This window comes from Sphingobacterium siyangense (assembly GCF_007830445.1).
In the GTDB taxonomy this organism is placed as follows: domain Bacteria; phylum Bacteroidota; class Bacteroidia; order Sphingobacteriales; family Sphingobacteriaceae; genus Sphingobacterium; species Sphingobacterium siyangense.
Genome location: NZ_VLKR01000028.1, coordinates 63,095 through 73,947 on the forward strand (window position 1 = coordinate 63,095; position 10,853 = coordinate 73,947).

Here is a 10,853-nt window from a genome sequence, read left to right on the forward strand (position 1 = left end):
TATTAAAATTGAGCGTTTATACCTAGTGAAAATTGCGAGGGAATCCGCATAGTAATTCCATTTGGATCCAAATCTAGCTTGGTCGCCTTCCAGATCACACCAAGATTGCGGGCATAAGCCTGTAAGGAAATACTTTTGAAATAGCCCAGTTTGGGTTTCAGGCGGTAGATCAAGCTAATATCCTGCAAAGTGATGTTATCACCTTTCTCGACCAAAATATCGGAGTACATATAAAACTGATCCCTGTTGGAATTCAATGGGTAATTGAATGCAGGAACATTAGTCGTCGCCTCATCACCCGTTTTTTGCCATCTTTTGTAATAATCGCTGTGTAGCGGAATATTGGAGGATAAAGAGGAATAATTGACGGATTCTCTTCTAAAAAAATAATTGAAACGATAAGCGATATTGATACCTGCTTCCCAAGCACCGAAAGTAAAACTGTTTCTTATACTCCCGAATTGTTCAGGAAGTGCAGATCCATGGAATACCAGATCTTCAAGAGAAACTTTGGACCTTAAATCGCCATAATTGGAATAAGGCTGTCCGTTCACACTAAACTGAGGATTACCGGCATCAGCTGTGAGTCCCATAAACCGGTAACTGACTAGATTATAAGCAGCATAACCCTCTATTGGTGTAAGCGATTGGCCCGAATTTACCATATCAGCATTCACGTTTGACCGATAGCTATAGTTCATAATCCGGGTTTTATTGGACGAAAATAACCAGGTGGTACGCCATTGCAACGGGGCATCGATGTTGAGCGTATTGAGCTGTACTTCCCAGCCCTGTGTACGCAGGCTTGCGGCATTTCTTTTTAAATAATCGACACCTACAGTTGGATCAACATTCACAATGGCGATCAAATCGGTTGCTTTTTTATTGAAGTAAGCTACCGATCCAGTCACTCGATTGTGCTTTAGGCCAAAGTCGAGTCCAAAATTTAACTGGCTTACATCCTCCCATCGCAGGTCTGGATTGGGCGGATTATTGACATAGGCATTGGTGAATCCCCCCAGTACACCGGGACTGGAGTTATAGGTTATGGTCGTCTGTGCAGGAACTGAATTGTTTACATTTCCACTTTTTCCGTAGGTCGCCCGTAAGATTAAGTGCGGCATCCAAGCCCAGTTATAGAAACTTTCGCGATCGACATTCCACATACCACCAATTGACCACAGCGGTTTCCATCTATTGTTGGTATTTACACCGAACAGATTTGATGCATCACGACGTGCGCTTGCTGAAACTGTATACTTTTTGAGCAGATTATACGATCCGTTGAAGAAAACGGAGACAAAACGGTCTACATTACGTTCATCATTAAAGTTATACCAGATCGTATTGCTTCCAAGGCCAGCGTAGTAAGTAAAAATTGTGCGATAATCAACAGGTTGGGATATGTTGAGTTCATTGTCGTATCCGTACTGCCGATAAGTGTGCAGTAGCCCCCGATTGTCCCTTACCTCCCCACCTATCAACACATTCAGATCGCCAAGGCTGGATTGCTTATCGTAGGAAATCTGTGCCCTCATGTTGTGACCATACTGTCTGTTTGAAGTTCTATCCAAAATATCGCCCATTGGAATAGGACGCTCAATGACATTACCTTTTAACTGACTATATTTATTGATGAGGTCACGCACATAAAATGAGTTACGATCCATCCGATCCTCGAGGAGGCCATTCGATGTAAAATACTGATACCGCAATTCAGACCGCAACCCTTTTATCCATTCATACGCTGCTGCAAGGTCAAATTTCAGCACATTCGTATTATCCGTCTTATCCAATAGTTTCTGATCTGCCAAGGGATAATACGACCAATCCAACAATTTGCCTTCGCCCAGCGTATCCAGAAAACGACTTCTGTAGTTCTGCTCCAATCGACTCGGATTGCCATCGCTATCCAATAGCCGCGAATAAGGATAAGCTAGCCCAGCACTTCCGATTGCCAAGGATGAAATACCATTGTTGGTCACTTTATTTGCATTGAACTGCATTCCCCCCGTAAGTACCAATTTAGAAATCGGTCGCCAGGTCTGCTCTGTACGAAGTGTAAACCGACTATTTTCATTGCCGACAATATTACTCCGCACCTTATCAAATCCCGCCGACCAAATAGAAGCCAGCTTCTCGCTTCCAGTACTCAACTGCACATTATACTGTTGATTAATTCCCTTTTGGCGTAGGTACCGCGCTATATCAGCACGCAAGTTTCCCTGAGCAATTGCATTCAATTGGGATTCCAAGGCCGAGTCGTCGATCAACTTATTACGATGATCGTTTAAGAGCTCAACTACAGGACTGATCACAGGATTATAGATCTTATTATTGAGTGTATTATCGTAATAGCCCTGATTAAAGAGAAGTCGTTCCACCTCGATATGGGTTGAATTGTCCACCTGCGACCGGTAGTAGGGATCCTCCCGATCAATAACAGAGATATTACTCGTTACCGAAAGACGGACCGGCATATCAAATTTCCCTTTCTTTAGCGTAATGACGACCACACCATTGCCAGCCTTAGCACCCCAAATAGACGTGGCAGCAGCGTCTTTCAATACGCTAATATTTTCCACATCATTGGGATTAATATCGTTGATATCGCCCTCATAAGGGAAGTTATCCACCACAATTAATGGACCTTTGATTGTTTCGGTAATCGTGCTCAGACCCCTGAGCAAAAAGTTATTCTGGCTGCTCCCACGTTTGTCAAATAATAGGGCATTGCTCAATCCGTCCAATCTATTGAGAATATTAGGGCCTATTTGCCTATCCAGTTCCTTTTTCCCGATCAGGTCAAAAGCTCCCGTTGCTCTTTCTTTGGGTAAGGTTTGATAACCCGTCGATACCTGTACTTCCTCCAATTCATTGACTAGAGGTGTGAGGTATACCAACCAACTATGTCGGTTTAGCGCATCCAGCGATAGCGTATCAGGGTAATAACCAAGACGCCGAAAAACAAGACAGCTTATCTGTCCTTTCAGCAGCAACTCTCCTTTTGCATCCGTGGCGCCGAAAGCCTTTCCCTCGCAATCTTTAATAGATACAGCAGCAATAGGCAGTTTTGTATCGCGATCCTGAACCCGGATTGACTGTCCCTGTGCGAATGTTTTCAAACAAAGTACGACACAGATCAACACGACTAAAAGATATTTTTTCATCGTATCAGCTCCTTTCCATGCTCGGCTACATAACCGTAGCGCGTCAATTTCATAACACTACCGTTGTCTTTAAATCCATCCTGTGTTAAGACGAACATGATCATCTTGCGTCGTTCAAGCGATAAAGTTAGACCCTGTACCGCAAAAGCCTGTTTTAATTGGTCTATATCGCTGAGATTATCGGGAAGCGATAAGTCTATCCTTTCATCAAGCCCCGTTTCGTCGACCATAAAGGGCAATACCGAGAAAGACCTCAGGTTAAACAGATTGGGGATATTTTTTATTTCTACGCCAATAAATGCATTCTTTGGCTTATCGTTTCCAAGCTGTGCCTTTTGCAAAAACTTGCCGTCCGAACTCCCATCATTCTCCACGAGACCGTTCAATATAACTATTGGCACCTTAGCCAATTCCTTACTTGGGCGGGGCTTTTTACCATCAGCACGGCGCATCACCAAGCATTCAACATCGCGTAATTGATAAGATGCTTTCATTCCGAGATAGAAATTGAGGTCGCTTTCCATTTTTTTGTAAACGGTATTATCATTCCATAGCATTGGGCTTACCGATTCGTAGGTATATTTCCAGAAATTCCGATCCTGCTCCAATCTGTGGATTATACTATCGGGAGCATTTATTTCGAGTATACGTCTAGCGCGAATCTTGGAAAGGCCGGCAATATAATTTTGAGCATTTTGCAGTGCAATACCATATTGCATAAATACATTGAGATTGGGTACAACAAGGTGCTTATACTGATGCACGGAGTCCACCGTAAAACTGCTTGCCTGCGATATCCCCTGACCATAGGGCAGTAAGGAGCTGTAATAATAATTGATGATCTTAGCATCATAATAAGGCTGCAATAATGGCTGGTCGAATGCAAGTACTTTGGCCGCTACGGGCACTGCATTTCGGTCTTTGATCATCTGCTTCAAAGCAAGCGCATTTAGTTCACTCGGCATTGCTAGTGCACGAACCACACCATTGTTGTCAATACAGACTGTAAATGGGATTGCGTCTTTATCAAAAAACTTGGTCAGCAGCTTGTCGTTGACAATGGAGGAAAACCTATTAGCCAATCCATGGGTTTGTATAAACTCACTTTTGCTAATAAATTTCTCGACAGCAGCACGATCTTGGTAAGTAACTGAAAGTACTTTGACTAGGCGGTCCATATCGTCCTGCAATTTATAGAGACCAGGGAATGAGGCTATACATGAGGAACACCAAGTAGCCCAGAAGTCTAGGATGATTAGCTTTTTAGTGTTGTAATCACGTAAGCTTATTGTTTGGACTCCTGTAGGATGTCCGACGACATCAAGCCTTAAATCCCAAAGAGCCTGCGGGATGGTATCCCCTATTTTGAGATGTTTGATTAATAGCCCATCGGCCCCGCTTTCCTTGCGGGGCGTCTGAGCTGATAAACTAAACATAGAAACTAATACAAACAAGATTACAAGTAATGCAATCTGTATAACTGGAATATTGACTACCTTATCAAATAAGGTTATGAAGTTTTTTGATGTAGTTTGTTTTGAGCTGGAATTCCCTTTCACTATAGACAGTTCTCTCCCAGCCTTATAAAAATTGTTCATTTTTAAGGTTCTAATAATGGTCATAATTCATCCCTTTCCTAAACGAATGCCTAAGATTAGATAGTTAAATAACTCGTAAAATTTTTCCGATATAGTCGTCTAAAAATTGGTTAACACAGCAGCTGATATGGATACACTGACACTGTTTCGGATACGATCACAAAGATCTGTTTCTACAGATAAGCTAAGGGGGAACTACTAGGAAAATTCGATGTTCATTGAGGTTCATAACTCTCTTTTTTAAGTTTATAAAAAAGCTTGAGCGATGAATCTTAACTGGTTTGAACTATCTCAAAAAAGAGATGGGACTTACCTATGAATTCTACAGACGGCCCTAGGAAGCCAAAAAGCGAATCAAGAGCAAGCCCATCTCTCCTTTGTTCCAACAAAGGTAGAGATATGGCCTTTAACTCCCGATCTTGCGCTTTTGAAAATTTCCTAGGTTTTCTGTAACAAGATTCAGCGTTAAAAGCTATTCAAAATATTAATTTATAATACTATACAATAAATCAACAATACAAATATATGCATTTTTATATTACAAATATCCAAATTTTATCGGATTAAAAATTTTTACTCTATAAGCGATTTGAATGTATAATCGCACATGGTGAAAATAAGCCCGTTATCGTTATATATAATTAATCGCGTGGTCTATCGATTATATGTATTAGGAATCTTACAATCTAAGTTTTCGTTAATTCTTGACAAAAGAGACACATACGTAAATAATGTTAAGAACGAAAATATGGATGCCGTTTTTAATCCTATCGATTTCCCTTCAATAGCATCTGCTCTTGACTGGGAAATACATGACCTCCTACCTCCAGATAATTCTCCCTATAGCGATGGTACATTGGTTGACAAAGTGGTTTTTAGTTTAAACAATCCATCAGATGCGGAAGAAGTAATTGTGGGAATGAAAGATATTGGATACTTTAAAAAGGAAAAGTCATTAAACGACATTTTTGAATACCTCTATTTGACAGAAAATATGTCAGAAAAACGCAGGGTAATTAAAGAAATTCTGGAAAAGTTGGTTTCCAACAATATATTGAAGCTAAAAAACGGAAAATATTTAGCTTAAATCAAAATTTTCTTACTTTTGGGTCGAGTAAATTGGCCACACCAATGGAAGAGAAAGAAGATAACCAAATTATATCAACTACAGAACACCTCAGCAGGCAAAAAGTCTCAAGAATTGACTTCGAAATTCTTGTTAATTTTTATGAAATCTGCAAAAAGAAAAAGATATCTGAGCGAGAGGTTTCGTTTTTAATGGGAAAGGTGAATAAGTATTTCTCCGAAATTCTCAATCCTTTTTTCAAAGAACATATTAAGACGGAGTACCTTGATATTCTACCCGCCATTGCGTCAACCGGTATCCGGAAAATTATTCCAAACGATGTTGAACCAAAAGAAACTATTGATATCCGCGGCACTCATACACGAGAGACAGACAAATATTCGGAAGTAGACTATTATAAATTTACTGTCACTTATAAGGATGGTACAACTAGAAACTATCGTTGGAAAATAGCGGTTACTAAAGGATCAAGATCTAAAGTGAACCCAGAGTTACTGGAGGTCTTGAAAAAATTAATCTCTCGCCATTACTTTCACAAGCCAAAATTTGCGCTTAATATTTACATTTTACTCAAATCAAAATTTAAAAATACTTTTAGCCCGTTGGAGTTACAGATTGCGCTTTCGAAATTGACAAATAAAAGCTTCGATCCAGAATTTGCTCTGCAAGAAGGGGTAGACAATATGAGGATTACATATAGTAAGATTTTGAACGAAACCGAAAAGTTTTTGGAACATTGTCAAGACCATATGATCTGGATTTCAAGCTATGTACCTTTAAGTTCTCCCTCGACTAAGTATTTTATCTGGTATGAAGATAGTGACGAAAACGATAAGTTACTCACTGCTATTGACGGTAATGTTCTGCTATCCTCTTCCATAGAGGAATTGCTTACTTTGTTGAAGAGTAATAACGATATCTTTAAAGCACCTGTTAATTTAGAAGCGTGGCTATCGGGCATGGAAGACTTACCTCCAACCATATCGGTCATTTATTCTCCCAAGGAAATTATCTCCGGTTTCGAAGCAGATTCTGTTTCCGTAGACACCCTCACTGATTTTGTAGACTTTTACAATTTGATCGGCGATCTAGGCTGCCAAGATGAAAGGTTCACAGAACTTCTAGATTTACGCGAAACTGGAGAACTTAGAAATGTCTGGGATCACTATTGCGATAATCATCTTTTCAAAGCAAGAAAACATAAAGGACTTTCGTTTGACAAGGCGAAGTTTATTGTTGATTTTAAGGAGTTGGTGGTGAGGTTTGAGGAAGACTATTACTAGTCAGGCTTGATCCTATCCAACTTTATGTTAGATTTGAGAATAGTATCAAAATAAAAAGAGGCTTTTTAAGGTTTTAATCCCGATGTCACAGTTCGAGTTATACTCGTTAATTAATATAAAAGCCCATATAGCAGCTAAAAATAATGGACAAGAATTATATACCCAAGCTAAAAATACACCATTATTTAAGAAAATCTAAAGAATAAACTAGATTTTGTGGAACTACATTTTGAAAGTTCTTTTTTTCGCTGAATAAGAGCCCCGATATAGTCAATTTTCTTCATTTGCCACCTATGGATATACAATTTCATAAAACTGGCAAGGTAAATTTGAAAATAAGGCAATATGTTTAAATTGTTATAGAAAACGACTAGTTTTTAAATAAAGTAATGTAGAGTGACATTAATTTTGTTATTTTATACCAAAATAAGATTTCGGGTCAAATGTCAAAAAATAAAATAGGAGTTATTGATCTCTTCTGTGGGATTGGGGGGCTGAGTTATGGAATGTACAAATCTGGTTTTGATATTATTGCTGGGTATGATATAGATGGTACTTGTTCTTATGCTTATGAACAAAATAATAATTCCGTATTTCATAAGAAAGATGTTTCAAAGATTACAGGCGCGGAATTATCCAAATTATTTGATGGTTACAAAATAAAGGTCTTAGCTGGCTGCGCTCCTTGTCAGCCATTTTCTTCATACGCATTCAAAGTAAAAGACAAGGATAAAAACAAGTATAATTTGCTATACCAATTTGGCAGATTAGTCGAAGAAACACTACCGGATATTGTCACAATGGAGAACGTATCACAAATCGAAAGTTTTAATCAAAAACCAGTTCTATTAGATTTCGTTTCAAAGCTTGAAAATATGGGATATCACATCTCCTACAAAACTGTATTTTGTCCTGATTATGGAATACCCCAAACTAGAAAACGGTTAGTCTTGTTAGCTTCAAAACTAGGCGAAATATCGTTAATTGAGCCCACACATACTAAAGGCAATTATGTTACCGTCGCAGATGCTATAGAAAAGCTACCTCCAATCAAAGCTGGAGAGACTTATATCGGTGATCCTCTACATAGATCAAGATCTTTGAATGAACTTAATTTAACTAGGATAAAAGCAACACCTTACGGAGGTGGATGGAAAGATTGGCCAGAAGAGTTAAGACTCGAATGTCATAAAAAAGACTCTGGCAAGAGTTTTGGAAGTGTATATGGTAGAATGGTTTGGGAAGAACCCTCACCAACTATGACTACGTTATGTACGGGCCTTGGCAACGGTCGTTTTGGCCATCCAGTACAAGATCGAGCAATCTCAGTTCGCGAAGCTGCTATTTTACAAACTTTTCCTAATGACTATAGATTTTTCGAGAATGAAGCTGAAATTTCAATATCAAAAGCTTCTAGATACATTGGAAATGCCGTCCCACCAAAATTAGGTGAAGTAACGGCTGAAAGCATAAAAAGACATCTTAAAGAACTTGATCAAATATGAGTGATAAAAAAAATGAACCTTTAAAATGGAGATTTGATATAAGTACTTTTAGACTTATAGGTCGGGATTTAATAACGGACAGGGTTACGGCACTATTCGAGTTGATAAAAAATTGTTATGATGCAAATGCGAAAAGAGTTGATTTAATATTTGAAAATTTAGGAAGCCCTAATGGTTGTATTAAAATAATAGATGACGGCTTTGGAATGTCTTTGAGTGACATACGTAACAAATGGATGGTTATAGGAACTTCTAACAAGCGCCAGAACAAGGTCTCCCCAGCCCCCTTTAATAGACGCAATGTAGGAGAAAAAGGAATTGGAAGATTCGCTGTTGATAAATTGGGGGATGATCTGATAATCATAACAAAGACTGAAAAGGATCCTCAATGGCTTAGTGTTAATATAAATTGGGAAAGTTATCACAAAAAATTTATTGATGGAAATCAAAATAAGGAACAGCTAGTTGCGCATAATAAAGTTTCTGCCCCCCCCAGTAACCAATTACTTCTTTTTACAGATGTTGAAACTGAATTTGATTATCTTGATACATATAGCTCAGAAAAATTAAATGGCACCACTCTTATAATTTCAAATATACGAGATGAATGGACAAAAAAGGATTTACAAAAACTTGAGAATGAAATAAAAAAAATAGTATCTCCCTACCATTTATTGAATCCGGAATTTAAAGTCTTTTTGACAGCAAAACAATTTGGCTATGATAATTTAGAAATTAAGGCTAAACAAGTTGACTTTGCTACATACGAGACAACTATTGATTATGGAGATAATTATCAAGAATCATTATTTTTCGACGAAAGTTCGCACGAAATAAAAAAGAAAAATCTTCCTATCCAATCTTTTGGAGTCATAAGAATGACTTTGTACTATTTTGACGATGCCGCTAGAAGAAACTATACTAAAATCTATGGCAAAAACAACAATCCTTTCGACGGAGTAAAAATCTATAGGGACGGAATTATCACAACACCTTTTGCGGAGGCAGAAATTCATGCTGATAAAAAGAGAGATATTCTTGGAATTGACAAAAGAGTTTGGCAAAATATCTTTGATAGAATCTCAACAAGGGAGATTATTGGTATTTTAGAAATTACGTCTGAGAATAATCCAAGAATAATTGACGCCACAAACAGACAAGATTTTTTAGATAATATTGAATATAGAGATTTAAAGGACTTTATAATTATTCAACTAACCGCGCTTGAAGGATACAAAAAACATTTAAGATCCCTAAAAAAACTAAACAGTCAACCTGTATTAGACAAAGCTAAAGGAGACTTGGATGAACTAACAAAAGTTGTTCAGCAAGTTGCAATAGACAACCCAGCTCTAAAAAACCAGTTACAACCGATTATTGAGGTTGCGACTAAAACGAGCAAGTCTGTTAAATCGGTAATAAAGCAACAGAAAGATACTGAAGAGGAATTTTTACGTAAAGAAAATATGTACTTAAGCGTGATGTCACTACAGGAGTACGCTGTGCATATAACTCACGCTGTTAGAACCTCATTGGGCAAAATACAGAGAAAAGCAAAATTCTTTTTTGATTATTACCCTGATACAGATGAAGAGGAATTCTTTCTTCTGTATTCAAAAGAAATATATGAGGAAATGATGATACTTAACAAAGTCATTGAATTTATGTTAAGCTACTCTCAATCTAATTTGTCCTTTAGAGAGGTAAATATTTACGATTCTTTATCAAAGATTTTTCAAACATTCAGTGATATTCTTGAAGTAAACAAAATAAAGTACCAAATAGACGCCCCAAACAATTTAATTTTGAATACGCAAGAACATTTTATAATTGATATTTTCCAAAATCTTCTTTCTAACTCAATTAAAGCATTACGAGATACCGATAAAAAAATAATTAAGTGCTCAGTTAGTGTAAATAAACAGCTCCTAACTAGTCGTTCCTTAACAAAACCCACTATTTAATTTATTTTTAAAAACAGGATTAGAAAACAGCATAATTTGTATCTTATAAAATAAGAAAATAATTTTCTGTTTCAGTAGTTCCATCATTTTCTTCATGTTCCAAGCGGTTGCAGCTAGTAATGCATTGATTTGTGGTCCCGTTTCTCCCATGAAGTAATTTTTTGCCAGCCTAAAATCGGTTTTTAAATGTCCGATGATAGGTTCTATTGCCGCTCTGGTTCTAAATTTTTTGCGCTTTGTCTGCTT

6 protein-coding genes and 1 pseudogene are annotated in these 10,853 nt (G+C 37.7%); 4 read left to right on the plus strand and 3 right to left on the minus strand.

Features of this window, described 5'->3' with window-relative positions; translation table 11 throughout:
* Positions 1-2: 2 nt before the first annotated feature.
* Both IQ31_RS20860 and IQ31_RS20865 read right to left on the minus strand, forming a co-directional pair.
* Positions 3-3,170, minus strand: a complete 3,168-nt coding sequence (locus IQ31_RS20860) for a SusC/RagA family TonB-linked outer membrane protein (RefSeq protein ID WP_145329832.1) — start codon at positions 3,168-3,170, stop codon at positions 3-5.
* Positions 3,167-4,768 carry a TlpA family protein disulfide reductase gene (locus IQ31_RS20865; RefSeq protein WP_158638941.1) on the minus strand — a complete coding sequence of 534 codons (1,602 nt, stop codon included), beginning with the start codon at positions 4,766-4,768 and terminating at the stop codon, positions 3,167-3,169. The genes IQ31_RS20860 and IQ31_RS20865 overlap by 4 nt, the downstream gene beginning before the upstream one ends.
* Before the next feature lie 748 nt (positions 4,769-5,516).
* Here IQ31_RS20865 and IQ31_RS20870 point away from each other — a divergent pair.
* The 4 genes from IQ31_RS20870 to IQ31_RS20885 all read left to right on the plus strand — a co-directional run bounded on the left by IQ31_RS20870 (position 5,517) and on the right by IQ31_RS20885 (position 10,607).
* Positions 5,517-5,855 carry a hypothetical protein gene (locus IQ31_RS20870; protein ID WP_145329836.1) on the plus strand — a complete coding sequence of 113 codons (339 nt, stop codon included), beginning with the start codon at positions 5,517-5,519 and terminating at the stop codon, positions 5,853-5,855.
* A gap of 44 nt (positions 5,856-5,899) precedes the next feature.
* The gene (locus tag IQ31_RS20875) at positions 5,900-7,138 is read left to right on the plus strand and encodes a hypothetical protein (RefSeq protein ID WP_145329838.1); all 1,239 of its coding nucleotides are present in this window, start codon (positions 5,900-5,902) and stop codon (positions 7,136-7,138) included.
* Between the two features lie 443 nt (positions 7,139-7,581).
* Complete coding sequence (locus tag IQ31_RS20880; protein ID WP_145329841.1) at positions 7,582-8,643, plus strand: DNA cytosine methyltransferase; 1,062 nt, start codon at positions 7,582-7,584, stop codon at positions 8,641-8,643.
* A complete protein-coding gene (locus IQ31_RS20885) occupies positions 8,640-10,607 on the plus strand; it encodes an ATP-binding protein (RefSeq protein ID WP_145329843.1) in 1,968 nt (655 codons plus the stop codon). The genes IQ31_RS20880 and IQ31_RS20885 overlap by 4 nt, the downstream gene beginning before the upstream one ends.
* On the opposite strand, the pseudogene IQ31_RS27395 reads toward IQ31_RS20885, so the two are convergent.
* Positions 10,587-10,853: pseudogene (locus tag IQ31_RS27395) on the minus strand (hypothetical protein); the annotation flags it as partial. The gene IQ31_RS20885 and the pseudogene IQ31_RS27395 overlap by 21 nt on opposite strands.

Coding starts and splice junctions, on each gene's coding strand:
- IQ31_RS20885 (WP_145329843.1), top strand. CDS start 8,640: ATGAGTGATAAAAAAAATGAACCTTTAAAATGGAGATTTGATATAAGT.
- IQ31_RS20870 (WP_145329836.1), top strand. CDS start 5,517: ATGGATGCCGTTTTTAATCCTATCGATTTCCCTTCAATAGCATCTGCT.
- IQ31_RS20880 (WP_145329841.1), top strand. CDS start 7,582: ATGTCAAAAAATAAAATAGGAGTTATTGATCTCTTCTGTGGGATTGGG.
- IQ31_RS20865 (WP_158638941.1), bottom strand. CDS start 4,768: ATGAACAATTTTTATAAGGCTGGGAGAGAACTGTCTATAGTGAAAGGG.
- IQ31_RS20875 (WP_145329838.1), top strand. CDS start 5,900: ATGGAAGAGAAAGAAGATAACCAAATTATATCAACTACAGAACACCTC.
- IQ31_RS20860 (WP_145329832.1), bottom strand. CDS start 3,170: ATGAAAAAATATCTTTTAGTCGTGTTGATCTGTGTCGTACTTTGTTTG.